Consider the following 24868-nt stretch of genomic DNA (forward strand, 5'->3'; position numbering starts at 1 on the left):
GACGGGGATCGCTCCGCGTCCGGGGCGCACAGGCCGCTGTGCAGTCTGTCAGTCGCGGCGGTCGTCCTGTGGACCGTCGGTCGCGGCCTGCGCGTCGGCGGGCCCCGCGGGCGCCGCGCCGTCCACAGTCCGCAGGCGCTGACGCACACGCGCCAGGTCGACCTGTGCGGCCGGGTCGCCCTCGATCCGCTTGCTCACGCTGCGCACCGCGGTCATCACCGTGGTGTGGTTGCGGCCGCCGAAGTCGCGGCCCAGCGAGGGATACGACGCCCCGGTCTCCTCGCGCGCGAGGTACATCGCGAGCTTGCGAGCCCACGCCAGGCGCTTGTCGTTGCGGCGGGAGAGGATGGCGTCCTCGGTGACGTCGAACGTCTCGGCGGTCGCGCGCAGGATCTGCGGGACGGTCACGGGCCCCGCGGGCGCCGGCGGCCCGGCGGACGGCACCGGCTCCTCGGCGCGGCGGCCGGGGCGAGGGACGCGGCCCGGGTAGAGCGACGCGAGGACCTCCTGCGCCAGCCCGACGGTGAGCGGCCGGTCCGTGAGCGAGGCGTAGGCGACGACGCGGACGAGGGCGGCCTCGACGGCGCGCACGCTGCTCGTGACGTGGCGGGCGATCTCCTCGAGCGCCGCCGGCTCCGCCAGGTCGATCGCCTGGCCGGCGATGCGCTTGCGCAGCACCATCAGGCGCGTGGCCAGGTCGGGCGGCTCCACCTCGGCGGCCAGCCCGGACGCGAAGCGGTCGCGCAGGCGCTGCTCCAGGTCGTCCATGTCGTTCGGCAGGCGGTCCGCCGTCAGGACGAGCTGCGCGCCCGCCTCGTGCAGCGCGTTGAAGGTGTGGAAGAACTCCTCCTCCGTCGCCTTCTTCGCCATGAGGAACTGCACGTCGTCGACGAGCAGCAGGTCGAGCTCGCGGTAGCGCTCCTTGAACGCCGTGACGCCGCGCGAGCGCAGCGCGCCCGTGAACTCGGTCGTGAAGGTCTCCGCCGTGGCGTAGCGGATGCGCATGCCCTGGTGGTGCTGCTTCGCGTAGTGCGCGATCGCGTGGAGCAGGTGCGTCTTGCCCGTGCCCGGGGGGCCGTAGAGGAAGAGCGGGTTGTAGGCGACGCCCGGGTTCTCGGCGACCGTCAGCGCGGCGGCGTGCGCGAAGCGGTTGGCGGGGCCAAGGACGAACTCCTCGAAGCGGTAGCGCGGCGTGAGCGGGCGCTCGCGGTCCACCGGGGCCGGCTCGGGGGGCGGGGCCGAGCCGGCGCGACTCCCGGGGGCGGCGGAGGGCGCGCGCGGCGCGGGCTCGTCGTCGGCCAGGACGACGCGCAGCGGGCGGTCCATGACGCGGGTGGCGCTCGCGCTCAGCAGCGGGACCAGCCGCGACTCGATCCAGGAGCGTGCGTGGCGTGGCGCGCGCACCAGGACGCGCTGGCCGTCGGTGGAGACGGGCGACAGGACGGAGAGCCAGGTGTCCCACGCGCCGTCCCCGATGTGGCGCCGGGCGTCCTCGATGATGGCGTTCCAGGCGCGGTCGAGGTCGGTGGGCGGCACGGGCAGGGCGAAGCGGACCGCTCGGCGGAGCGATCGGAGGGAGACGGCGGGGACCGTGGTGGGGTCCGAGGAGGCGCCGCCCGAAGGCGACGGCGAGCCGCGAATATACCAGCGGTCCCCCGGCCGCCGGGGGCTCTGGACGCAAGTTGCCGGAAAGAGCGCGAACATTCGACGGGCCTTCCGGCGATGCCGTCCGGGGGGTGCAGTACGGGCGCCACGCCCGCCCGCTCGAGGCCCGCTAGACTGCTCGTTCCGCGCCTGCGCCGCCGCATGCCCTGAGCCTGCCGTCGGCGCGGCCCCACGAACCCGAGTCTGAGCAATGAAGCGCACCTACCAGCCGAAGAAGCGCAAGCGCGCCCGCACCCACGGCTTCCGTGAGCGGATGTCGACCAAGGCCGGCCGCGAGGTCCTGAAGCGTCGCCGCGCCAAGGGTCGTCGCCGCCTCACCGTCTAGGGCCATGCCCGCCCCCCGTCCGGCCGCCCCGCGGTCGAAGCGGGGTCGCCTGACCCGCAGTGCCGACTTCGACCGCGTCTTCCGGCGCGGTCGCTCGTTCGGCAACCGCTACCTGGTGCTCCACCTCTTCCCGCGCGCGCAGGCCGCGGACGAGGGGACGCCGGACACGCCGGAGCCGCGGGTCGGGCTGAGCGTGTCGCGCCGCGTCGGCGGCGCCGTCGAGCGCAACCTCGTCAAGCGTCTCCTGCGGGAGGCGTTCGCGGAGCACACCGAGCGGTTCCCGACGTCCGTGGACGTGGTGATCGTCGCCCGCCCCGACGCCCGCGAGCTCGCGGAGCGCGAGGGCCTGGCCGGGATCGCCGCGCCGCTCCGCGAGCTGGTCGAGAAGGCCGCCGGCGCGCTCTCGTCCGCGGACGGGGCCGCATGAGGCTCCTCCGCTCGCTGGTCATCGCCCCCATCCGGGGCTACCAGCGGTTCATCTCCCCCGCGCTGCCGCGCTCGTGCAAGTACGAGCCGACGTGCAGCCAGTACGCCGTCGAGGCCGTCCGGACGGAGGGGGTCCTGAAGGGGCTCGTCCTCGCGTCCTGGCGCATCCTCAGGTGCAACCCGTGGAGTCACGGCGGCTACGATCCCGTGTCGGCCCAGCGGGTGTTCCGCTCCCGCCGTTCCACCCCGCCCTCCTGAACGAGTACGCATGCCCGTTGCCGTCATCGCGCCGATCCAGTGGCTGATCGACCTCTTCCTGCCGATCCTGGAGTTCTTCCATGACTCCATCGGCCTGGGATGGGGCCTGGCGATCATCGTCCTGACGATCCTGCTGCGCCTGGCGGTCCTGCCGCTGGGCGTCAAGTCCTTCAAGTCGATGCGCGGCCTGCAGGCCATCGCGCCGCAGATGAAGGCGCTGCAGGAGAAGTACAAGGACGACCGTCAGCGTCTCCAGCAGGAGACGATGAAGCTGTACGCGGAGCACAAGGTCAACCCGTTCGGGTCGTGCCTGCCGATCATCATCCAGATCCCGTTCCTGGTCAGCTTCTACTACATGCTGCGCACGGATCTGAAGTTCGAGATCTGTGGCAACGGCGTGGACCGCGGCCTGCCGCACGACGTCGGCTGCGGCAAGGTGCCGAACCCCATCGGCGACTGGATGTACGGCCAGCCGATCCCCAGCGGCCTGCGCACCGGCGGCTTCGGCGAGGGCTTCCTCGGCATCCACGACATCACGGCCGTCGCGACCGGCGCGCTGCTCGTCCTGCTGCTCGTCCTCTACGTCGGCTCGCAGATGGCGTCGTCCCTGGTGAACATGCCGCCCACGGCGGACAAGAACCAGAAGCGCCTGATGCTGGCGCTGCCGCTGATCTTCGTCATCTTCCTGATCCCGATCAAGCCGCCGGCCGGCCTGTTCATCTACTGGATCACGACGAACGTCTTCACGCTCGTGCAGCAGTGGGGTCTGATCCGCGTCTACGGCCACGCGAAGCCGCACAAGACGGACGACGACGAGGACGGCGGCGTCGCCGCGGCGACGGCCGCCACGGGGCGCCCGCGACCGGCCGTCGCGACCGCCGGAGCCACCGGTGCCGGCGTGGCGCCGCCCCCGCCGCCGCGCAAGCGCAAGCGCAAGCGCTCGGGCCGGAGGCGCTAGTGACCACGCAGGACGAGATCGGTCAGCGGATCGCCGAGGAGGTCGCGACGCTGGTGCGCCGCGTGGCCGCGGCGATCGAGGCCGGCGAGCGCGTCGAGGTGACGCGCGAGGGGCCGCGGATCACCGCCACGCTCATCGGCGAGCAGGTGGCGCCGTTCATCGGTCGTCACGGCCACGTCATCGACGCCGTGCAGCACCTGGCGACGCGGATCGCGGCGAAGCACGCACCGGGCGGCGACTGGGTCGTCACGGTCGACGCCGGCGACTACCGCACCCGCCGCGCCGGCATCCTCGAGCGGATCGCCGACGAGGCGGCCGACCGCGCCCTGCGGACGGGTGAGCCCGTCGCCCTGGATCCGATGACGGCGAGCGAGCGCCGCTTCGTCCACGAGCGACTGCGCGAGCGCGGCGACGTGGACACGCACAGCGAGGGCGACGAGCCCGAGCGTCACCTGGTCGTCTCGCGCCCCGGCGCGTGAGCCCCGCACCGTCCTTCTCCCCCGCCGTCGAGGCGCGCCTGGAGGAGCTGGCCGTCGAGCACGCGCTCGACGGCCGGGCCCTCGACGCGCTGCGGGTGCTGCTCGAGGTCTACGCGACGGACGAGCACGCGGCGACGACGGTGCGCGCGCCGGAGGAGGCCGTCGACCGCCACGTCGCCGACGGCCTGAGCGGCCTCGCCGTCCCGGCGCTGTCCCGGGCCGCCTCGGTCGTCGACATCGGCACCGGCGCCGGGGTGCCCTCACTCGTGCTCGCGGCGGCCCGCCCGGACTGCGAGGTCGTCGCGCTCGACACGGTCGGCAAGAAGGTGGCCTGGGTCACCGCCTGCGCCGAGCGGATGGGCCTGCGCAACCTGCGCGGGGTCCACGCGCGGGCCGAGGCGTGGAAGGAGGGCCTGGGGGCGTTCGAGGTCGTCACCGCCCGGGCCGTCGCGCAGCTCGGCGTGCTGATCGAGTACGCGGCACCGCTGCTCGTTCCCGGGGGTCGGCTCGTCGCGTGGAAGGGGTCGATCGCGGGTGACGAGGAGACCGTCGCGCGGTCGGTCGCCAAGCAGCTGCGGATGTCGCCGCCGGAGCAGATCTCGGTGAAGCCGTGGCCGGAGGCGCGCGAGCGGCAGCTGATCGTGCACGTGAAGAGCGGCCCCACGCCGAAGGGCTTCCCCCGCCAGCCCGGCGCGGCGCTCCGCAAGCCGCTCAAGTAGGGCGATCCGGGCCGAAAAGCGGCCGTTTCACGTGAAACGGCCGTTCCGGCCCGTCTGAGGCGAATTCGGGTCGGGCGGCGGCCTCCCCCTTCCGGAATGCGGCCGCGCCGGGGAGTCAGCCCGCGCGCGGCGTGAGGGGCGGCTGCGGGCGCCACGCGTCGCAGCGGCTCGAGCGGCGTTCGCCCGGTCCGGTGCGACGAGCGGTCCTCGTGCCGGCCGAGCGGCTTCGGCGCCCGGTGCGGGTGGCCCGCCGCCCGCCGGCGCCCGGCGGCCGCGGTGGTGCCACTCGGTGGCCGGTCCCGGCGACGCGGAGGCAGGCCGGGCTCCCTGGGCCGCGGAGAGACGGATGTCGAGTTGTGCGCTCGCTGCGGGGCGGCGAGCCGGATCGACGAGCCAGATCACCGTCTGCCCGACACGCCGTCGCTCGCGAGCGGGATGGAGGGAGCGCGCCACCATCGCGCCGCGACGGGGAGCGCCTGGCGCCGCGTTTCCCGCCCGGTGAGATCGTTCCTGGCCCTTCGCGGACTCCGCGCGGACGGCGCCGGGGCGACCGGTCGTGCGCGTCGCGATGCCGTCGATGCGTAGCGGCGTCCGGGGTGCTGGCGGGGTGCGTGACGCGCCGCGTCTGCCGCGGGGCGAGGCGCCACGGCCGCAGGTGTGCCCTCGGCTGCGTGGTGGGTCGAGGCCAGACGAGGCCGGTTGGTGTCGGCACGGCGCGCACGTCGACCGCCCGGGGTGTGGGCCGGCGCGCGTCCGGCCGGTGCCGCGCGCCCGCGGCGGCGCGCGGCGGCGACGCACGCCCACGCGCCGCGTGTGGTCATGCGGTGGCCGGTCGGTGCGTGCGTCGTCTCAGCGGTCCCGCCGATGCGGGTGGGAACGGCATCGACGCGGTCCGCGGTGCTGGTCCGGCGTTCGCGGTCGCGGTCGGCGTCGCCGCGCGCTGGTGGTGCGCGGGTGGCGCACCACGCTGCGCGGGATGTGGCGGCGGTGTGGACGCGGGCGCGGCCTATGCGCCGCGGTAGCGGGGGGCCGACGCGCTGCCCGGCGACGGGCGTCGAATCCAGAGCTCGGTCCCGCGGACCCGGTGCGGCAGACGGTGAAGCTCTGTCGCACGATCGACGGGCGGCCTTCGTCGGGCCGCCCGGCGTCTATCCCCTTGTCCCGTTCCGTCCCCGGTCGGCGGTCGTCTGTCCGCTGGGCGGAACTGTCTCGACCGCCTCCGGGCGGCGTGGCGCGGGCCGACCGGGTTCGGCGCCGGGCGTAGGCACGGCGCGCGCCAACGCAGGCCGCCGGGGATGCGGGCGCCTCCTCGTCAGGGTGCGCGGCGGTGTCGTTGGGACGGTGCGCGAAGGGACCGGGGCCACGCCCTCGGCACCGCGGCGGGGCGGCGCCGCGGAGGACTGAGGCGGCGCGCTGGGTGTCGTCGATGGCGCTGCCCACGCCGATCTTCCGCTCGGGTCTTTCGGTCCGCCGGGGCGGCCTCGCGCCGGGATGCGGGCTCGTTTCAGGTTCGCTCCGAGTGCCGGCGAGGTTCCCGCCGAGGGGTCGTTGGGGTTGGGTTCAGGCTGCTTCTCACCCAGGAGAGGAGGAGCTGCGACGGGGCCCCAGTTGCGGCCGCGTGAGGGTGGTGCTCATCCGCGGGCCGGACGGCGGGCGTCGCGGGCCCGGACGAGCTCGGCGGGGCTCTGACCCCTCCGGACCCAGGCTCCTCGTCCGGGTGTCAGGTGGCGGCGGGCCCCGGCCTCGGGATCGGGGCTGGTGCGGTTCGTACGCCGCGGCGTCGTCACCGGGAGGCTCCTCGGCCGCTCGATGCGGCCCGGTGAGGTCGTCGACCGATGGCGTTGTCGTTTCGTGTCGGAGGGCGTCCATGGGCGCCGGGGTCGCCGGGGCGCGGGCGCGCGGGTGCGACGGTTGCTCCGCGTGGCGCGCCGTGAGGACGGACCCATGGCCAGCCGGTTGTCTTCGCTGTCGCTGCGTCATCTCGCGTTCACGCCGCGTCCGGCCATTCCACGGGCTCTCCCCGCTCCGCTCCGCAGCGGGGGGTCGTTGGCAGTGGCTCGCGGGGAGTCCTGCTCCGGACACGGGGCGCGCCCGTCTGGGCTCGTCACGCGGTCATTGCCGCCGCGCAAGATGCGTTTCACGTGAAACGGTGCCGTGTCCCGGGAGACCTCCGTGGTGGGAGTGCCGGTGAGGGCCCGGTCGGGTGCCGTGAGGGGCGGGGCTGTCGCCTGTCTGCCCCGAAGGCCCTCCTAGCGCTGCGCGCCGGTTCGGCCGGGTCCCTGGCCGGTCCCCGCCTTCTTGCCCTGGGGATCGGGCCCCCCTTCGCCGCTGCGGGGGCCTGCGCACCGACGCCGTCTCCAGCCGCACCTTCGCGGCCATTCGCAACGTACGTTTCACGTGAAACGGTCGAAGGCCTTCACGGCGCCCGCACGCCCCTCCCTCGCGGTACCGTTCGTGGCCCTTGGGCACGATCTACGCCATCGCGAACCAGAAGGGCGGCGTCGGCAAGACGACGACCGCCGTCAACCTCGCCGCCTGCATCGCCGAGGCGGGCTACCCGACGCTCCTGATCGACATCGACGCGCAGGCCAACGCCACGGTCGCGCTCGGTGCCGACAAGAACTCCGAACCAAGCGTCTACGACGTGCTGCGCGGCGACGTTCGGGCGGCAGACGCCATCGTGCCGACGCAGATCGACGGGCTGTCGCTGCTCCCCGCGAATCCTGATCTCGCGGCGGCGACGGTCGAGCTGGCGCGGGAGTCGAGCAGCGACGGGCGGCTGCGCGACGCGTTGGCGACCGTCCGCGACGACTACCGCTACCTGATCCTCGACTGCCCGCCGTCGCTCGGGCCGCTGACGATCAACGCGCTCGTCGCGGCGGACCGCGTGATCGTGCCGGTGCAGGCTGAGTACTTCGCCCTCGAGGGCCTCGCGGGGCTGCTCGAGACGCTCACCCTCATCCAGCGCCGGCTCAACCCGCAGCTGGCGATCGCCGGGATGCTGCTGACGATGCACGACACGCGGACGCGCCTTTCGCACGACGTCGAGAACGAGGTGCGCCAGCACTTCCCCGAGCTCGTCTTCGACACGGTGATCCCGCGGAACGTCCGGATCAGCGAGGCGCCGAGCTTCGGCGTGCCGGTCATCCACCACGACCCGCACTCGAGCGGTGCGACGGCGTACTTCGATCTGGCCAAGGAGCTGGTCGCCCGTGGCTAAGCCCAAGCAGCGCGGCATGGGTCGCGGCCTCGCCTCCATCCTCGCGGCCGAGGAGCAGCCCGAGGATGCCGTGAAGGGCGTCGAGCTGCGCACGCTGCCCGTCGAGCTCGTCCACCCGAACCCGAAGCAGCCGCGACGGACCTTCGACGAGGACGCGCTCCGCGCGCTCGCGGACTCCATCGCGGATCGCGGCGTCCTGCAGCCCGTGCTCGTCCGGCCGATGCCGGGCGGCCGGTACGAGCTCGTCGCCGGCGAGCGGCGTTGGCGCGCGACGCAGATCGCCGGGCTGTCCGACATCCCGGCCCTGATCCAGGAGCGCGACGACGCGACCACCCTGCAGGCGGCCCTCGTCGAGAACATGGCGCGCGCCGACCTCAATCCGATCGAGGAGGCCCGCGCCGTGTCGGCCCTCGTCGAGGACATGGGTCTGACGCGCGAGGCGGTCGGGCGGATGGTCGGCCGGTCGCGGGTGGCGATCTCCAACCTGCTCCGCATCCTCGACCTGCCGGACGAGGCGCTCGACCTGATCGGCGAGGGCAGGCTGACGGAGGGGCACGGCCGCGCCCTGCTCCTGGCGGACAGTCACGAGAACCGGCGGCTGCTCGCCCGCAAGGCGGCGGCCGAGGGGTGGTCGGTCCGGGTGACCGAGCAGCGCGCCCGCGGCGCGGCGTCGGCCGACCGGGCGAAGGCCTCGCGGACCGTGGCGCCGGCGGATCAGGTCGCGGCGGCCTCGGACATGAGCGACCGCCTCGGCAAGGTGATGGGGCAGGACGTCGAGGTCAAGCCGAAGGGCGACGGGTTCGCGGTCGAGATCCGCCTCCGCGACGCCGGCGCCGCCCGCCGTCTCCTCGAGCGCCTGAACGCCTGACGGGGGCGCCCGGCGCCCGGTCGGTCCCCCGGCTTTCGCGGCGTTCCCGGACGTGGCGCGCGCCCGGTCCCGGGGGTCGCCGGGCGCAACGCGTGGCCCCCCGAAGTGCTGTATCGTTGCCGTTCCTTCGGGCGATTAGCTCAGTCGGTTAGAGCGCTTCTCTGATAAGGAAGAGGTCGGTGGTTCGAGTCCACCATCGCCCACTCGAAGGTCACGGCCCGCGCAAGCGGGCCGTCGTCGTTCCCGGGCCGATTCGTCGTCGCCCCGCCCCGCCCCGCCCCGCGTCGCGTCGCGTCGTGTCTTCGGCGGGAGCGATGCCACCTCTGCGGCAGGAAACGGGCAACGGAAAGCGGGAGTGATGACAGATGGACAGATGACGGCTTTGTGTTGCGCATGACGCCGTGATCGTGCTTCCGTGTCCGGCGTGTCATACGTCCCACGCCTGCTCTTCATCACGGCGCTCGCCGCTGCCGGCCTCGCGCCGCCGGCGCTCGCGGCCGAGCGCACGACCGTCTTCACGCCCTCGGGCGCACCGCAGACCTTCACCGTCCCGCGGGGCGTGACGTCCGTGGACGCCACGGCCGTCGGCGGCCACGGAGGCGCCGCGCAGCTCGAGACCTGGCGGGCCGGCGGCCGGGGCGCGGTCGTCACGGGGCGCCTGACGGGCCTGCGCGCGGGGCAGCGGCTGACGGTCGTGGTCGGCGGCAACGGGCAGGACGGGCAGTTCTACGCCGGGGGCCAGGGCGGCTACAACGGCGGCGGCGACGGCATCAGCGCCGTCAGCTCGTCCCGCGCGGGCGGCGGCGGAGGCGCCAGCGACGTGCGCACCTGCGCCCCGGGCGACGCGGACTGCGACGCCCTCGCGTCGCGCCTGATCGTCGCCGCGGGCGGCGGCGGGGGCGGAGGGACCGGCAACGTCGGCAACCCGCCGTCCGGGGCCGGCGGCGACGCGGAGCGGCCCGGCGGCGACGTGGGCGGCGACTGCCGCGGCACGGTCGAGGGCGGCCGCCCGGGATCCGCCGCGGGGGCCGGCGCCGGTGGCCGCGCCGACCAGGGCAGCGCGGGCGCGGACGGCGCCGGGGCCCGGGGCGGCGACGGGTCCAGCCTGGGCAGCGCCCCCTTCAGCACCTCCGGGGGCGGAGGCGGAGGGCTGTTCGGCGGCGGAGGCGGCGCCAGCACGGGGTACTGCTCCGCCGGGGGCGGGGGCGGCGCCAACCTGGTCCCCGCCGGCGGCACGGCCGCGCTGGACGACGACGCCGAGCCCCAGGTGCGCCTGACGTATCCCGTGGGCGAGGTGCCTGCGCACGTCGGGGAGCTCGCGCTCAGCAGCCCCACGGTCCTCGGCAGCGGCCGCGCGGTCGTCCGGATGACGACCGTGGTGACCGACGCCACCGGTCTCGGCGTCGCGAACGCGGGGGTCGCGTTCCGCGCCGACGATCCCGACGTCCAGATCGGCGCGGTCAGCGACGAGGGCGACGGCACGTACAGCACGACCGTCCGCGCAACCGGCGCCACGCGCGCGGTGACGCTCCGCTCCGTGGTCGCGGGCCTCGCGGGGGACCGAGCGGCGACCCTGCAGGTGGTGGCGGCGCCCTCGACGACCGTCGTCTCGCCTGCGGACGGCACCGCGATCGTCCGGGACGCGGGCGCCCCGGACCCCACGGTCGACGTCTCCGGCCGGGCGGACGCCGGGGCGGACGCCGTGGACGTGGGGTGCCGCGCGACCGACGGCACCTGGGCGCCCCTGCGCACGGCCGTCCCGGTGACGGACGGGCGGTTCGCCGTCCAGGTGCCGCTCGCGCGCACGCTGGAGACGACGTACGGGTGCCGCCTGGTCGCTCTGCCGAGCGACCCCGACGCACGCACGGACGACGGCCCCTACGCGGGGCCGTCGCTGCACCTCCTCGACCTGGACGTCGAGCGTCGGGACGGCCACGTCGTCGACTTCGCGGCCGACGCGGACGGCGCGACGGGGGCGGTGCGGATCGGGCCGGTGGGCGCGTGCGGCGTCCGGCCCCTGGTCTTGCGCGACGGAGCGTCGCGGCTGTCCCCCGCCCTGCGATGCGGCGGCATCACGGGCCCCGTGCCGTCCACGGTCCCGGTGACCGTCGACGGGGCGGCGGCGTGGTCCGTCCTGGCGCTGAGCGACACGGACGTCCCGATGAGCGCCGCCGTGCGGGACGACGTCGAAGTGGACGCGGCGGCGCGGGACGACGGCGGCTTCACCGTCACGGAGCGGACCGCCCTGGTGCGGTGCGACGCCGGGACGGATCCCGGCGCGGCGGCCCCGTCGGCGGCCACGTGCGCGAGCGTCGTCCCCGCCGGGGTCGAGCTGCGGGTGGTCTCGACCGTCGGCGCCGACGGCGTCACCGTCCGCCGCACCGAGACGTACCGGGCGGTCGACGGCCGTGATCACCGCATCCTCGTCGGCGCCGAGCGCTTCGGCGCCGTCCGGGCCGGCCGGTGGCGGGTGCCCGGCGTCGCCGCGCCGACGGCCTTCGCGGCCGGCACGGTGCTGGCGCCCGAGCCCGGCGTGGGGGCGCTGCGCGTCGACCTCGACGGAGCGGCGCCCGGGGCGGTGGTCCACGCGCCGATGCCCAGCCGCGTCGTCTCGACGGGATCCGGCTACGACGCGTCCTGGCCCGCGCGGACCGCGACGCCGGACGCGCCCGTGCGCTTCGCCACGACCTGGATCGTCGGCGCGACCGCCCCCGGGCGGGACGACGTGGTCGACCGCGCGATCGACGCCGCCCGGCCGACGATCGCCCTGGACGGCCCGGCCGCGGGCGAGGCGGTCGCGACGGACGCCGTCCGGGTGCGCGGACGCGCGACGGCCGTGCAGGACCCGACGGTGACGGTCGGCGACCGGTCGGTGCCCGTCGCGGCCGACGGCACCTTCGCGCTGGACGTGCCCCTCGCTCCCGGCGAGAACCGCGTCGTCGCCCGCGTCACCGACGCGTTCGGGGTCACGGCCGAGGCGGTTCGGACGGTCGTGCGGCGGGTGCCGCCGGGCGACTCGCCCGCCGGTGACGGTGGGCCGCCGGCCCCGGGGCCCACCGGCCCGGCGACGCCGCGCCCGGGCTCGGGCGTCGTGACCCCGCCCGCGGGCACCGGCCGCGCGGCCGCGCGGCCGACGGTGACGCGCGCGGGCACGGTCGGCGTCCGTGGCCGTCGCCGGGGACGGCTGACCGTCTCGTCGGGCCTGACGGCCGCCTGCCCGGCGGACGGCCCGTCGTGCACCGCGACGCTCGTGGCGCGGACCGCCGGCCGGCGGGGCCCCGTCGTCGGGCGGTCGGCCGTCGCGCTGCGGCCCGGCGCCCGCCGCGTGCTGACCTTGCGGCCGATCGGGGCCGCGGCCCGGGCGCTGGCCCGGGGGCGGGGCGTGCGCGTGGTGTTCACGGCGAGCGTCCGGTCCGGGGCGAACCCGGCGACGAGCGTCTCGCGCGCCGCACGGATCCGGCGCACCCGCTGAGGCGGCGCGGGCCGCGGTCGTCCGCCGCGGCCCGCCGCTCCGACGCCGTGCCGCCCCCGCGGCCCCCGGGGCGCGCCCGTCCGTCCCCGGCGCGGGTGGCCGGGCGCCGCGGGCCCTCCGCGGCGCCCGGGCCCGCCTGCGTCCGTCCGCCCCGCCGCCCCCAGGCCCGGCGTGGCGGCCCGGCGCCGGTGCGTCGCTATCCTCGTGGGAGGACGCCGTGTGACCGATCCGGCCACAGCACCTCGCACCATCGGAGCTGATCGATGCAGGAGATGACCATCTACGGCGTGAGCTTCGACATGGTCGGCAAGCAGCCGATCGTGCTGCTCAAGTGCGCCGAGTCCAACCGCTTCCTGCCGATCTGGATCGGGCACCCCGAGGCCGCGGCGATCCTCATGCGCCTGCAGGGCGCCTCCACCCCGCGCCCGATGACGCACGACCTGATGGTCGACGTGCTCGAGCAGTTCGACGTCCGCTGCACCCGCGTGGCCGTCACGGAGCTGCGCGACAACACCTTCTACGCGACGATCACGCTCGAGCAGAACGGCCGCGAGGTCGAGATCGACTCGCGCCCGTCGGACGCCCTCGCCTTCGCCGTCCGCTGCGGCGCGCCGATCTTCGCCGCCGACGACGTGATCGAGGAGTCGGCGATCGAGTTCGACAAGAACAGCGACGAGAGCGACGACGTGGTCGACCGCTTCCGCTCGTTCCTGGACCAGGTCAACCCCGAGGACTTCGGCAAGCAGGGCTGACGCGCGGGCCTACGCGGCGCCGCGCGCCGTCGTCAGGCCGCCGCGCAGCGCCGACCGCGGCTCCCGCCGGACGAGCGACGCCGCCCGCTGCACCGCGGTGCGGGCGCCGGCGACGTCCCGTCCCGTGACGTCGCCGAACGTCCGCCGGACCGCGTCCAGGCTCGGCGCGCGGCCGGTGCCGGGGGCGACGAGACGACGGGGAGCGCGGTCCATGAGGACACGGTAGGCGCGCCGCCGGGCCACGTCTTGGGCCGTTCGTCCCTCGTGCGGGGCCTGACGTTGTCCACCCGGGCGGGGAGGGGCCGGCCGTGGCCGTCGGCGGAACGCCACCGCGCTGGCCCCGGGCCCGGCCCCGTCGCCCCTACGCGGCGGCGGGGTGCGCCCGCAGCGCCAGCTCCACCAGCCGCGCCACCAGGTCGTCGAAGCTCATGCCCGCCGCCTCGGCCGCGACGGGCAGGTAGCTCGTGTGGGTCAGGCCGGGCACGGCGTCGACCTCGAGCACCGTCAGGTCGCCCGTGGTGCGGTCGGCCAGCAGGTCGACGCGGGCGAAGCCGCGGCAGCCGAGCGCCTCGAAGGCCCGCAGCGCGAGCGCCTCGACCGCGGCGGCCGTCGCGGGCTCCAGGTCGGCCGGGCACGTGAACGTGCTCTGGCCGATCGTGTACCGGGCCGTGTACGGATCCAGGTCGCGGGGGTGGACCTCGACGATCGGGAGCGTCTCGCCGCCGACGACCGACACGGACAGGTCGTGTCCGTCGACGTGGTGCTCGAGCAGCACGCGATCGCCGTACGAGAGCGCCGCGACGAGCGCACCCGGCGCCTCGTCCGGCCGCCGCACCATCCGCAGGCCCAGGGCCGAGCCCTGCCGCGCCGGCTTGACGACCAGCGGGTAGCCCAGGCGCTCGCCCACGCGGCCGAGCGCGTCGGCCGCGCCGAGCTGCTTGAACGCCGATCCGGACACGCTCACCGCGTCCGGCGTCGGCACGCCCGCGGCGGCCAGCGCGCGCTTGGCCACCACCTTGTCCCAGCAGCGCTCGCACGCGCCGGGGCCCGAGCCCGTGTACGGGATCTCGAGCACCTCGAGCAGCTCCTGCACGGTGCCGTCCTCGCCGTCCTCGCCGTGCAGCGCGACGAACGCCACGTCGGGCCGCAGGTCCGCGAGGGTCCGCACCAGGTCGTGGTCGACGTCGACGCCGTGGACCTCGTGGCCCTGCCGGCGCAGCGCCTCCTCGACGCGCTGGCCGGACTGGAGGGACACCTGCCGCTCGAGCGAGCGGCCGCCCTGGAGCACCGCGACGCGCATCACGCCGTCCCCCGCCGGCGGCCGGCCGTCCGCAGGGGCACGATCGGCGCGTTCGCCGTCCGTCCCGGATGGGGTGGCGTGACGTAGCCGCCGCGGCCCCCGACGGCGCGCGGGCCGCGGGCGACGGGCCCGGCCCCCGGGCCGTCGGGGGCCGGGCGCACCGGCCCGCCGTCGGCCGACACGGCGCGCGCACCCGCGCCGTGGGCGCCCGCCCCGCTCCCGCCGGCGGCGCCGCCGCGGCCGCGCGACCCGCCGGTCAGCGACGCATACAGCTCGATCTGCTCGGCCACGACCGCGCCGATGCGCGCGACGCCCTCGGCGATCGCCTCCTCCGTCACGCCCGAGAAGTTGATGCGCATCGAGTCGCCGCCGCGCCCGTCCAGGAACGCGCCGCGACCGGGGACGAAGGCCACGTCGCGCTGCAGCGCCCGGGCCAGCAGGTCGGTCGTGTCCAGGTAGTCGGGCAGCGTGACCCAGACGAACAGGCCGCCCTGCGGCCGCGTCCACGTCGCGCCCTCGGGCATGTGCCGCTCGAGCGCGTCGAGCATCACGTCGCGCCGCGCGCGGTACACCTCGGCCTGGTGGCGCACGTAGTCGCGCCAGTCGCGCTCGCGGAAGTAGTACGAGACGAACAGCTGCGAGAGCGCGGACGAGTTCAGGTCGCTGCCCTGCTTGCCCACGACCATCTTCTGCCGCACGGGCGCGGGCGCGACGGCCCAGCCGACGCGGATCCCGGGCGAGAGGATCTTCGACAGCGTGCCGGCGTAGATGACGAAGCGCCCCTCGTCGAGCGAGTAGAGCGTCGGCAGCGACTCGCCCTCGTACCGCAGCAGCCCGTACGGGTTGTCCTCGAGCACGAGGATCTGGCGCTCCTGCGCGATCTGCACCAGGCGCCGGCGGCGCTCGAGCGACATCGTCACGCCGCCCGGGTTCTGGAACGTCGGGATCGTGTAGATGAACTTCGGCTTGCGGCCCTCGGCGGCCAGGCGCTCGAGGGTCTCCTCGAGCAGGTCGATCCGCATGCCGTCCTCGTCCATCTCGATCTGCACGAGGTCGGCCTCGTACGCGGAGAACGTGGGGACGGCGCCCGGGTACGTCGGCGCCTCGGCGATGACGACGTCGCCCGCGTCGACGAGCGTCTTGCAGACCAGGTCGATGACCTGCTGGCCGCCGGTCGTGACGAGGATCTCGTCCTCGTCGACGATCGTGCCCTCGGCCGCCATCACCTCGGTCAGCACCGGGCGGATGTCGGCCATGCCCTCCGTCGGCGCGTACTGCAGGGCCCGGGCGGAGTCCCCGGCGGCCATGTGCGAGAGCACCTGCGCCAGGTCCTCGGCCGGGAACAGCGTCGTGTCGGCCAGGCCGCCGGCGAGCGAGATGACCTCGGGCCGCTCGGTCAGCGCCATGATGTCGCGCATCGCCGAGCTCTTCATCACGCGCGTGCGCTGCGCGAACAGCCCGGCGTAGCGCTCCAGGTCGCCCGTCGGGCGCGCGGGAGAGCCTGCGGCCGCCGAGGACGGTCCGGCGGCTGCCGCCGCGGCGCCGGGGGCCTGCGGGGCGGTCGGGTCCGGGTCCTCTACAGTCATGCGCGGAACGGTATCGCCCTATGAACTACGTCCTCGACATCCTCCAGGGCATCGGCGTCGCGGCAGCGGCCGGTGTCAGCCCCTTCCTCCCGCTCGCGGTCGCGGCGGTGGCGGGGCTGGCGAACCTGGGCGCCAACTACGACGGGACGTCCTTCTCCGTCCTCGAGTCCCCCGTGGTGCTCGTGGCCGCGATCGTCCTGGCGGTCGCCGCGATCGTCGCGCGCCGCCAGCTCGAGGCCCCGCACGTGGAGCGCGCGCTCCTGGGCCTGGGCGTGATCTTCGGCGCGGTGGTGTGCGCCGCCACCGTCGCCGACCGCAGCGACACGTGGTGGCCCGGCCTGATCGCCGGCGCGCTCGCCGCGCTCGTCACCGGCCTGGCCGTGCAGTCGCTCCTGCGCCGCACCCGCGCCCGCCTGGACGACGAGCAGCGCACGCTGCTCTCCACCGGCTCCGCCCTCGGCGCGGCCCTGGTCGCGATCCTCTCCGTCGTGCTGCCCCCCGTCGGCCTGATCGCCGTCGCCGCCGGCATCTGGCTGTACTTCGGCGGCCGGCGGCAGGAGGCCAGCAAGCACGCCGGCCTCCGCATCCTGCGCTAGGAGTCCCCCGTTCCCGCCGCCCCGCAGCGCCCGGCGCGGCGCCGGCTGATCTTCGCCGTCATCGACGGCTGCGATCCCGCCCAGCTGCGCCGCGCCATCGACGCCGGCGTGGCGCCCGTGCTGGCGCGCGCCGTGCGGGACGGCGCCCTCCACGAGTCCGTGGCGGCGTTCCCGTCCGTCACCCCGGTGTGCGCGACCAGCCTGGCCACCGGCGTGCGCCAGGACCGCCACCGCATCCCGTCCATCAACTGGTGGGACCGCTCGCGCGGCCGCTACGTCGAGTACGGCAGCAGCTTCCAGGCCTCGCGGCGCCTGGGCATCGGGCGGCAGCTGCAGGACGTCACCTACCACCTGAACGGCCGCCACCTGGCGCCCGAGGTCGAGACGGTCTACGAGGCGCTCGACGACCTGGGCGTGCGCACGGGCGGGACGACGTTCCTGATCACCCGCGGCCGCCACCGCCACCCGATCGCGCGCGACTCGGCGCTCGGGCGGGTCGCCGCGGTGCTCTTCCGCACCCCGGTGATGGGGCCGAAGGAGCTGTTCTTCGCCGACCTGGTCTCGACGCGCGACACGGGCGAGCGGTCGCGCTTCGGTCACCCCGGCATGCGCGACCAGCACGCCGGCGGCGTCACGGCCTACATGCTCGAGCACGACCTGGTCGACTTCGCGCTGCTCTCGCTGCCGGACAACGACACGCACAGCCACAAGCACGGCCCCGACGCGCAGGTCGAGTCGATCGCGCTGGCCGACGCGCAGCTGCAGCGCGTCGCCGAGGCCGCCGGGGGCATCGACCGCTTCTTCGCGGAGTGGGCCCTCGTCGTGGCGTCCGACCACACCCACACGCGCGTCGAGCGCGGCGCCGACCCGCGGCCGGCGTTCGCCGAGTTCGGCATCACGGGACCGTCGGGCCGCAAGCCCGGCGACCGCATCGCGTACTGCCCCGCCTCGCGCGCGGCCATGGTCTACGCCCTGGACCCGGAGGAGCGCGCCGAGCTCGTGCCGCGGCTGGCGGCCGCGGGACGCACCGCGGACGGGGTCGAGCTCGTCGTCTGGCGGGACGAGGAGGGGCGCGGGGTGATCGCGAGCGGCGCCGAGTCGCCCGTGCAGGGCGTCCTGCGCTTCGCGCCCGGCGACGCGGTGGCCGACGAGCGCGGCGGCCGCTGGGACGTCGACGGCGACCTGGGGATCGTCGGCGCCGAGGTCGTCGACGGCGTGCTGCGGAGCGCGTCGCACCCCGACCCGCTCGGCCGCTGCTGGTCGGCGCTGACGTGCGTCAACTCGGGCGACGTCCTGCTGTCGGCGGCCGCCGGGGTGGAGTTCCCGGACTGGGGCGGGATCGACCACGTCGGCGGCGGCAGCCACGGGTCGCTGCGCGCCGACGATTCGGTTGGCATCCTCATCCACACCGGACTCCACGACCAGGACGATCCGCGCGGCCGGCCCGAGCTGGCGCCGGAGGCCTGGTCCATCGAGGACGCGACGCCGATCGTGCTGCGCCACTTCCGCGCGCTGCAGGCGGCCCCCGACGCATGAGCACCTCCGAGTTCGAGATCCCCGTCCGGGCCCCGCTACCCCTGTCCGCCCGCGTGGCCGCGGCCGCGCGCAGCCGGGCCGCGTGGGCGCAGCTGCTGCGGTTCTCGGTCGTCGGCGCCGGCGGCGCGGTGGTCAACCTGGTCGTCTTCGCGGTGACGGCGCGCGGGCTGGGCCTGGACTTCCGCCTGGCGGCGGTGCTCGCCTTCCTCGTCGCCGTCACGAACAACTTCGCCCTGAACAAGCTGTGGACGTTCCGCGGCGCGAGCGGGCACGCGGGCTTCCAGGCGGCCCGCTTCGTGGCCGTCTCGCTCGCCGGGCTGGCGGTCAACCTGCTGGTCCTGCACGTGCTCGTCGACGTCCTGGGCACCGATGCGCTGGTGGGCCAAGCGGCCGCGATCGTCGCCGCGACGCCCATGAGCTTCGTCGGCAACAAGCTGTGGAGCTTCGCGCACCGATGACGGCGGGCGGCCCGGCCGGCGGAGGGCGCGGGCAGGGACGGGGAGCGCGGGGCGTGGACGACGGCCGGTGGTCCCGGGGCCGGTCCGGCGGTCCGGCGCGGCGCGTCGGCGGCGCGGTGGCCGGCCTGCTGCTCGCCCTCGCGCTGCTGCTGGGCGGAGCCGGCGTCGCGGGGGCGCAGACCGCCGCCGGCGGCACGGATGCCCGGACCACCGCGGGTCCCGCCGCCGCGGCTGCGCGCACCACGGGGACCGCCCTGCCGGCGCAGACCACGACCCGGGCGGCGTTCCCCACCCCCGCCGGCTCGACCGACCCGAACGGGGTCACGTCGCCGACGGACCGCGACACGCCCCCGGCGGGCCACCGCCTGACGGCCGCGCAGGCCGAGGCGATCGCCCGCGCCGACCCGAAGGCCGCGAAGGTCCGCCGCGGCACGAAGGGCAGCTACGACAGCATCTTCCTGAAGGGCCAGACCCGGTGGCAGCTGTCGATCTACGCGCCCGGCAAGCCGCTGCGCGAGATCGGTCAGGTCATCGTCGACGACGCCAGCGGCAAGGTCACCGAGTCGTGGGACGGCCCGTACGTGGCGTGGACGATGGCGCGCGGGTACGACGGCGCGTTCGGCCGGTCGATCACCAACCCGTGGCTGTGGGCGCTCCTGTGCGTCCTGTTCCTCGTCCCCTTCGTCAGCGTGCGGCCGCTGCGGGGGCCCCCGCTCGCCTTCCTGGCCGTGGCGGGGTTCAGCGCCCCGCTGGCGTTCTTCAACAACGCGCGGCTGGACTGGGCGGTGCCGCTGTCCTTCGCGCTGCTGCTGGGCCTGTTCGCGTGGTCGACGTGGCGCGGGCTGCGGCGGCCGCGGCGGGCCCCGCGCGACCTGCTGATCGGGCTGCCGGTCGCGGGCCTCGTGCTGCTGGGCGTCGCGCTGCTCGCGTTCCGGATCGTCCTGAACGTCACCGACGGCAACGTCATCGACGTCGGCTACGCCAGCGTGGTCGGCGCGGACCGCATCGGCCACGGCCAGTCGCTCTACGGCGTGTTCCCCAAGGACGTCGGCCGCGGCGACACCTACGGTCCGCTGACGTACCTGGCGTACGTGCCGTTCGAGCAGCTCTTCCCCTGGAGCGGCCGCTGGGACGACCTGCCCGCGGCGCACGCGGCCGCGATCGGCTTCGACGTCCTGACCGCCGGGCTGCTGTGGCTCGTCGGCCGGCGGCAGGAGACCGACCCGGTCGCGGGCCGGCGGCGCGGCGTCCTCTACGCCTACCTGTGGCTCGCATGCCCGTGGACCGCGTACTGCCTGAACTCGAACGCGAACGACGCCCTCGTGGCCGTCGCGATGGCGCTGCTGCTGGCGTTCGGCGCGCGGCCGTTCGGGCGCGGCCTGGCGGCCGGCGCGGCGGGCGCGGCGAAGATCGCCCCGTTCGCGGTCCTGCCGGTCCTGGCGACGCGGCGGCGGGTGGCGCCGACGGTGGCCGTCGAGCACGGCCGGCCCGCCTGGCGGCCGGTGATCGGGGTGGCGCTCGGCGCCGCCGTCGTGGTCCTCGTCACGGGCCTGGTCGTCCTGCGCGGCGAGCCGGTGCGGCTGCTGCTGGACCGCACGGTCGGCTACCAGGCGGGCCGCGACGCGCCGTTCATGCCGTGGGGCTACTACGACCTGGGCGCGGCCCGCGACGTCGTCCGCGTGCTGGCGGTCGGCTTCGCGCTGCTCGTCGCGGTCCTCCCCCGCCGCCACGACCTGACGGGCACCGCGGCGATCGTCCTCGCCGTCCTGCTCGGCCTGCAGATGGCGACGGAGTACTGGTTCTACCTGTACCTGACGTGGCTGCTCCCCCTGATCTTCGTCGCGGCCGCCGGCGACCGACCGCTGCGCTGGCTGGTCTCGCGCGACCCGCGCGAGACCGTGGTGCCCCGGATGCACGGGCCGCTGCCGAAGGAGGACGCGCCCTGGGCTGCGGGGGCGCCGGACGGGGCCTGAGGGGCCGGGTGGCCCGGGTGGCCCGGCGGCTGGGCGCGGCGGGCGGCCGGGCGGCGCGGGCGGAGCGGAATCGAGTTCGCGATCAAGCCGGATATAGCGGCCTGATCGCGAACTCGATTCGGGGAGGGCGCGGGCCGAGGGGCGGCAGCGCGTTTCGAGGTGCCCTGGCGGCGGCGGAGCGGGGGTGCAACGCCGATCGGTCCCCGCCCCCTCGACCCGCCGCCTTGGAGACCTGGGAGCGCGCCGCCCGGCGCGTCCCTACTCCACCCGGGGCGAGACCTGGATCGGCGTGATCGAGCCCGCGCGACGCTTGCGCCCCTCCTCCGTCCGCACCAGGACGGCGCACAGCCAGGGGTCGCCGGTCGCCGACTCGAAGCGCACGGGCAGCTTCGTCCGCATGGACTGGATGGCGAGCTCCTTGCGCACGCCGATGACCGAGTCCCGTGGGCCGCACATGCCGACATCGGTGATGTAGGCGGTGCCCTTCGGCAGCACCCGCGCGTCGGCGGTCGGGACGTGGGTGTGGGTGCCGACGACCGCGGTCACGCGGCCGTCGTACTCCCAGCCCATCGCGACCTTCTCGCTCGTCGCCTCGGCGTGCACGTCGACGAGGATGTGGTCGCAGCCCTGCCGCTCGAGCTTCTCGATCTCCGCCTCGGCCAGCGTGAACATGTGCCGGCCCGGGTCCAGGTACAGGTTGCCCATCAGGTTGAGCACCCCCAGCTTGACCCCGCCCGTCTCGACCACGCACGACCCGTGCCCGGGCATCGACGCCAGGTAGTTCGCGGGCCGGACGATCTCCTTCACCTCGTCCAGGTACGACCACGACTCGCGCTGCCGGAACGCGTGGTTGCCCAGCGTGATCGCGTCGACGCCCAGCGCGAACATCTCCTCGGCGATCCGCGACGTGATCCCCGTCCCGCCGGCGGCGTTCTCGCCGTTGACGACGATGAACGTCGGCTGGTGCTCCTCCCGCAGCCCCGGCAGCGCGGCGCGCAAGGCCTTGCGCCCGGTCGAGCCGACGACGTCGCCGATGAAGAGGATCGAGGGAGCCGCAGCCATCGCTCCATGCTGGCAGGGGCCGTCGGGCGGGGCACGCCGGGGCCGGCTCTCACCCCACCGGCGGGTACCGCTCCGGGTGGTCCAGCCGGTTGCGGAGGGCGGCGATGGCGCGCAGGATCCCGGTCGTCTCGTCGTCGACCGGCTGGCCCGCCGCGTGCCGCTCGGCGGCCTCCAGGTGCTCGCGCGCTCGTGCCGCGTCGCCGAGCTTGCCGTACCCCTCGCCCAGGTTCAGGTGCAGCGAGGGATAGAAGGTGCGGACGCCGACGCCGCTCGGATCGCCGCGTTCGGCCAGCGCGTCGGCGGCGGCGAGGGCCAGCTCGTCCCACCGCACCTCGTCCGCGGGGTGGTCCTGGGCGTCGGCGGCGACGTGCGCGACCCAGATCCGGTGCTTCGGGTCGCCGTCGTCGCCGACTCGCGCCCACAGCTCCTCGTAGATCCGCCGCGCGCCCGCCCGGTCTCCCTGCGCCAGCCGCTGCTGCCCCTCGAACGCGCGCCGCATGATCGGGTCGTCGTCCACGCTGCTCCCTCGGTCCGGCGGCCGGACGGCCGCGCCGGCGACGGTAGCCGGGCCCGCGGACGACGATCCACCGGCGGCCGCTCCGCTCGCCCCCGGCTACGATCCCCGCGTGCTGCGCGCCGAGGGCCTCGTACGCCGCTACGGCGACCGGACCGTCCTGCGGGGCGTCGACGTCCACGCCGAACCGGGCGAGATCGTCGCGATCCTCGGCCCGAACGGAGCGGGCAAGACGACGCTGCTGTCGCTCCTCGCGGGCCTGCAGCCGCCGGACGCCGGCACGGTGGGCCGCACGGCGCGCGAGGTCGGGTGGATCCCCCAGCAGCCGGCGCTCTACCGCCGCCTGACGGTGCGGGAGAACCTGGAGCTCTTCGCCCGCCTGGACGACGTGCCGGACGCCGCCGCGCGCGTCGACCGCATGCTGGACCAGGCCGGCCTGGCGGATCGCGCGCAGGATCCCGTCGGCAGCCTGTCCGGCGGCGGCCAGCAGCGGGTGAACGTCGCGATCGGCCTGCTCGGCGACCCGCCCGTCGTCCTCCTCGACGAGCCGTCGTCGTCGCTCGACCCGCGGCAGCGCGAGCGGATGTGGCGCTTCCTCACCGACCTGGCCGCCGAGGGCCGCGCCGTCGTCTTCTCCACCCACGACGTCGCCGAGGCGGAGCGCTACGCCGCCCGCGTGGTCGTCCTCGTCGCGGGCCGGATCGCGTTCGCCGGCACGCCCGGCGCGCTCGCGGCGCAGGCCGGCGGCGACCTGCTGCGCGCCTTCGTCGACCTGGTCGAGCGCGATGCGCCCGACGGCGAGACCGTGCCGGTCGGCGCCCCGTCCGGCCGAAGCGCCAGGCCGGCCCAGGAGGAGAGCGCCGGTCCGGTGGCCGACTCCGCCGGGCAGCCGCCCCGAGCCGCACCGGCCGAGGCCGCCGGTGAGCCGCGGCTCACCGACCCGCAGGAAGGCGCCGAAGCGTCGCCGCCGACGGCCCCGGCCCCGGAGGACCGCGCGTGAGCCGCCTCAGCCCCCGCACCGTCCTGGCCCTCGCCGGCAAGGACGCGCGTATCGTCCGCCGCTCCCCCGTCCTCCTCGCCCTGCTGGTGATCTACCCGCTCGCGGTCGCGCTGCTGCTCGGCCTGGCGCTGTCCGCAGGCCCGGCGAAGTCGAAGATCGTCGTCGTGAACCTGGTCCCCGAGGGCCGCGCGAGCGTCGACCTGGGCGGCGAGACCCTGAACGCGAAGTCGTACGCGCGGCGCCTGGTCGCCGACACCGACGCGACGTTCGTGACGACCCGCGCCGAGGCCGTGAAGGCGGTGAAGGACGGCGACGCGGTCGGCGCGATCGTCATCCCGCCCGACACCGTCGACCGGCTGCGCGGCGTCCTCTCCCTCTCCGGCTCGCGCGACCTGCCGACGCTCGAGGTGCTGACGAACGACGCCGACCCGGTCCGCGCCACCGCGCTGCGGCAGCTCGTCAAGTCGCGCCTGGCGGACGCGAACGGCGAGATCTCGCGCCGCCTGATCGACGTGGCGGGCGGCTACCTGGGCGTCCTGACCAACGGGGGCAACCTGGCGCTGTTCGGCGACGCCGGCGACATCCTGGGCCTGCGCCAGGCGGGCGAGATCCTGCAGCGCACGCAGGCGCAGCTGCCCGCCGGCGAGGCCCGGGACCAGGTCGCCCGGGTGCAGCGCTTCGCGCGCCTGGCGGCCGAGAACCTGGCGTACGCCGCGCCGCTCATGCAGTCCGTCGCCGACCCGATCCGCGTGCACCAGCGCAGCGTGACCGGGCCGGCGGTCTCGCTCGACGTCTACGCCGCCGCGGTCGCGGCGACCGTCTCGCTGCTGCTCGTCGCCGTGCTGCTGGCGGCCGGCCTGGTGGCGCTCGAGCGCGAGGAGCGGACGTTCGGCCGCCTCGTCCGCTCCGCCGTGTCCCCGGCCGCGCTCCTGGGGTCGAAGACGCTCTTGGCGGGGGTGGCCGGCGCCGCCGTGGCGCTCGTCGTCTCGGGCGGACTCGCGCTGTTCCTGGGCCTGGACGCGTCGCGGATCCCGCTGTGGATCCTGGCCGCGGCGCTCGCCGGGGCGGCGTGCGGCGCGCTCGGCGTCGGCCTGGGCGCGGTGGGCGCGGGCGGCGACGTCCGCGCGGCCAGCCTGCTGGCGATCCTGCTGCTGGTCCCGATCGTCGTGATCGGCCTGGTCCCCGAGGGCACCACCTCGGCGGCCGTCGGCGGCGCGATCGACGTCGCGTCGGCCCTGTTCCCCTTCCGCCCGGCGCTCCGCCTGATCACCGCGGCGCTCGAGCACGGCGCGGTCACCGGCCCGGCGCTGCACCTGGTGGCGCTGACGCTCGGCTGGAGCGTCGTGGGCCTGCTGGCGCTGCGGCGGGCGGACCGGACGGCGTAGGGGGGGGCGGGCCGCGGGCGGCGGGTGGTCCGACCGCGCGGCGCGAGGCGCGGGCGACGGGCGGCGGGCGGCGTAGGGGGGACGGCGGGCGGCGGGCGGCGGGCGGCCCGACCGCGCGGCGCGAAGCGCGCGCGGATCGACGTCGCAGTTGGCTACCTCCGAGGTAGCCAACTGCGACGTCGATCCCGGGCGGGACGCCGAGGCACCTGCCGGCGCCCTCCGCCCCCGGGTCCCGGACGGAACCCCGCTGGTCCGCAGCCCGTTCGGTCCGAGGTCCGCCGACCGGCCCTGACCCGGAACGCGCCCCCCGCCCGCC

The 24868-nt window shown here is 75.9% G+C and carries 22 protein-coding genes and 1 tRNA gene; 17 read left to right on the forward strand and 6 right to left on the reverse strand.

The features are described from left to right. Positions 1-48 precede the first annotated feature (48 nt). Positions 49-1536, reverse strand: a complete 1488-nt coding sequence (gene dnaA / locus J3P29_RS00815; RefSeq protein WP_210491088.1) for a chromosomal replication initiator protein DnaA — start codon at positions 1534-1536, stop codon at positions 49-51. A gap of 319 nt (positions 1537-1855) precedes the next feature. Here dnaA and rpmH point away from each other — a divergent pair, with 319 nt between their 5' ends. The 11 genes from rpmH to J3P29_RS00870 all read left to right on the forward strand — a co-directional run bounded on the left by rpmH (position 1856) and on the right by J3P29_RS00870 (position 13142). Further along, the gene (rpmH, locus tag J3P29_RS00820; RefSeq protein ID WP_210491090.1) at positions 1856-1990 is read left to right on the forward strand and encodes a 50S ribosomal protein L34; all 135 of its coding nucleotides are present in this window, start codon (positions 1856-1858) and stop codon (positions 1988-1990) included. Between the two features lie 4 nt (positions 1991-1994). Beyond that, the gene (gene rnpA / locus J3P29_RS00825; protein ID WP_210491091.1) at positions 1995-2417 is read left to right on the forward strand and encodes a ribonuclease P protein component; all 423 of its coding nucleotides are present in this window, start codon (positions 1995-1997) and stop codon (positions 2415-2417) included. After that, complete coding sequence (yidD, locus tag J3P29_RS00830) at positions 2414-2674, forward strand: membrane protein insertion efficiency factor YidD (protein WP_210491092.1); 261 nt, start codon at positions 2414-2416, stop codon at positions 2672-2674. Before rnpA ends, yidD begins: the two co-directional genes overlap by 4 nt. Before the next feature lie 10 nt (positions 2675-2684). After that, positions 2685-3632, forward strand: coding sequence for a YidC/Oxa1 family membrane protein insertase (locus J3P29_RS00835; RefSeq protein ID WP_210491093.1), 948 nt, complete (start codon positions 2685-2687; stop codon positions 3630-3632). After that, a complete protein-coding gene (locus J3P29_RS20560; RefSeq protein WP_210491094.1) occupies positions 3632-4111 on the forward strand; it encodes a R3H domain-containing nucleic acid-binding protein in 480 nt (159 codons plus the stop codon). Before J3P29_RS00835 ends, J3P29_RS20560 begins: the two co-directional genes overlap by 1 nt. Beyond that, a complete protein-coding gene (locus J3P29_RS00845; protein ID WP_210491095.1) occupies positions 4108-4830 on the forward strand; it encodes a 16S rRNA (guanine(527)-N(7))-methyltransferase RsmG in 723 nt (240 codons plus the stop codon). Before J3P29_RS20560 ends, J3P29_RS00845 begins: the two co-directional genes overlap by 4 nt. Before the next feature lie 2461 nt (positions 4831-7291). Next, positions 7292-8050, forward strand: coding sequence for a ParA family protein (locus tag J3P29_RS00850; RefSeq protein ID WP_210491096.1), 759 nt, complete (start codon positions 7292-7294; stop codon positions 8048-8050). Beyond that, on the forward strand, positions 8043-8918 hold the full coding sequence (locus tag J3P29_RS00855) for a ParB/RepB/Spo0J family partition protein (protein WP_349239740.1): 876 nt from the start codon (positions 8043-8045) through the stop codon (positions 8916-8918). The genes J3P29_RS00850 and J3P29_RS00855 overlap by 8 nt, the downstream gene beginning before the upstream one ends. A 129-nt stretch (positions 8919-9047) precedes the next feature. Further along, positions 9048-9121: transfer RNA gene (locus tag J3P29_RS00860), tRNA-Ile, on the forward strand. Between the two features lie 221 nt (positions 9122-9342). Further along, the gene (locus tag J3P29_RS00865) at positions 9343-12390 is read left to right on the forward strand and encodes a glycine-rich protein (RefSeq protein WP_210491097.1); all 3048 of its coding nucleotides are present in this window, start codon (positions 9343-9345) and stop codon (positions 12388-12390) included. A gap of 263 nt (positions 12391-12653) precedes the next feature. Beyond that, positions 12654-13142, forward strand: a complete 489-nt coding sequence (locus tag J3P29_RS00870; protein ID WP_210491098.1) for a bifunctional nuclease family protein — start codon at positions 12654-12656, stop codon at positions 13140-13142. 9 nt (positions 13143-13151) lie between these two features. Here the strand turns inward: J3P29_RS00870 and J3P29_RS00875 are convergent, their stop codons facing one another. The 3 genes from J3P29_RS00875 to J3P29_RS00885 all read right to left on the reverse strand — a co-directional run bounded on the left by J3P29_RS00875 (position 13152) and on the right by J3P29_RS00885 (position 16028). After that, the gene (locus tag J3P29_RS00875; RefSeq protein ID WP_210491099.1) at positions 13152-13355 is read right to left on the reverse strand and encodes a hypothetical protein; all 204 of its coding nucleotides are present in this window, start codon (positions 13353-13355) and stop codon (positions 13152-13154) included. A gap of 148 nt (positions 13356-13503) precedes the next feature. Next, positions 13504-14442, reverse strand: a complete 939-nt coding sequence (locus tag J3P29_RS00880; protein WP_246851498.1) for a D-alanine--D-alanine ligase — start codon at positions 14440-14442, stop codon at positions 13504-13506. Continuing rightward, positions 14442-16028 (reverse strand): PLP-dependent aminotransferase family protein, encoded by a 1587-nt coding sequence (locus J3P29_RS00885; RefSeq protein WP_246851386.1) that lies wholly within the window; start codon positions 16026-16028, stop codon positions 14442-14444. The genes J3P29_RS00880 and J3P29_RS00885 overlap by 1 nt, the downstream gene beginning before the upstream one ends. A 20-nt stretch (positions 16029-16048) precedes the next feature. Here J3P29_RS00885 and J3P29_RS00890 point away from each other — a divergent pair, with 20 nt between their 5' ends. The 4 genes from J3P29_RS00890 to J3P29_RS00905 all read left to right on the forward strand — a co-directional run bounded on the left by J3P29_RS00890 (position 16049) and on the right by J3P29_RS00905 (position 20591). Then, positions 16049-16624: a DUF4126 family protein gene (locus J3P29_RS00890; RefSeq protein ID WP_210491102.1), complete on the forward strand. Its 576-nt coding sequence runs from the start codon at positions 16049-16051 to the stop codon at positions 16622-16624. A gap of 60 nt (positions 16625-16684) precedes the next feature. Next, complete coding sequence (locus J3P29_RS00895) at positions 16685-18160, forward strand: alkaline phosphatase family protein (protein ID WP_349239798.1); 1476 nt, start codon at positions 16685-16687, stop codon at positions 18158-18160. Continuing rightward, complete coding sequence (locus J3P29_RS00900) at positions 18157-18618, forward strand: GtrA family protein (protein WP_210491103.1); 462 nt, start codon at positions 18157-18159, stop codon at positions 18616-18618. The genes J3P29_RS00895 and J3P29_RS00900 overlap by 4 nt, the downstream gene beginning before the upstream one ends. Before the next feature lie 116 nt (positions 18619-18734). Then, entirely contained in the window at positions 18735-20591 is a 1857-nt protein-coding gene (locus J3P29_RS00905) for a glycosyltransferase 87 family protein (RefSeq protein ID WP_210491104.1), read from the forward strand. Between the two features lie 258 nt (positions 20592-20849). Here J3P29_RS00905 and J3P29_RS00910 read toward each other — a convergent pair whose 3' ends face one another. After that, positions 20850-21653, reverse strand: a complete 804-nt coding sequence (locus tag J3P29_RS00910; RefSeq protein WP_210491105.1) for a TIGR00282 family metallophosphoesterase — start codon at positions 21651-21653, stop codon at positions 20850-20852. Positions 21654-21702: 49 nt separating this feature from the next. After that, positions 21703-22170 carry a hypothetical protein gene (locus J3P29_RS00915; protein ID WP_210491106.1) on the reverse strand — a complete coding sequence of 156 codons (468 nt, stop codon included), beginning with the start codon at positions 22168-22170 and terminating at the stop codon, positions 21703-21705. 109 nt (positions 22171-22279) lie between these two features. On the opposite strand from J3P29_RS00915, the gene J3P29_RS00920 reads away from it, so the two are divergent. Continuing rightward, a complete protein-coding gene (locus J3P29_RS00920; protein WP_349239741.1) occupies positions 22280-23167 on the forward strand; it encodes an ABC transporter ATP-binding protein in 888 nt (295 codons plus the stop codon). Then, the gene (locus tag J3P29_RS00925) at positions 23164-24552 is read left to right on the forward strand and encodes an ABC transporter permease (protein WP_210491107.1); all 1389 of its coding nucleotides are present in this window, start codon (positions 23164-23166) and stop codon (positions 24550-24552) included. The genes J3P29_RS00920 and J3P29_RS00925 overlap by 4 nt, the downstream gene beginning before the upstream one ends. The last annotated feature ends 316 nt before the right edge of the window (positions 24553-24868 follow it).

Source organism: Patulibacter sp. SYSU D01012 (genome assembly GCF_017916475.1).
Classification (GTDB): domain Bacteria; phylum Actinomycetota; class Thermoleophilia; order Solirubrobacterales; family Solirubrobacteraceae; genus Patulibacter.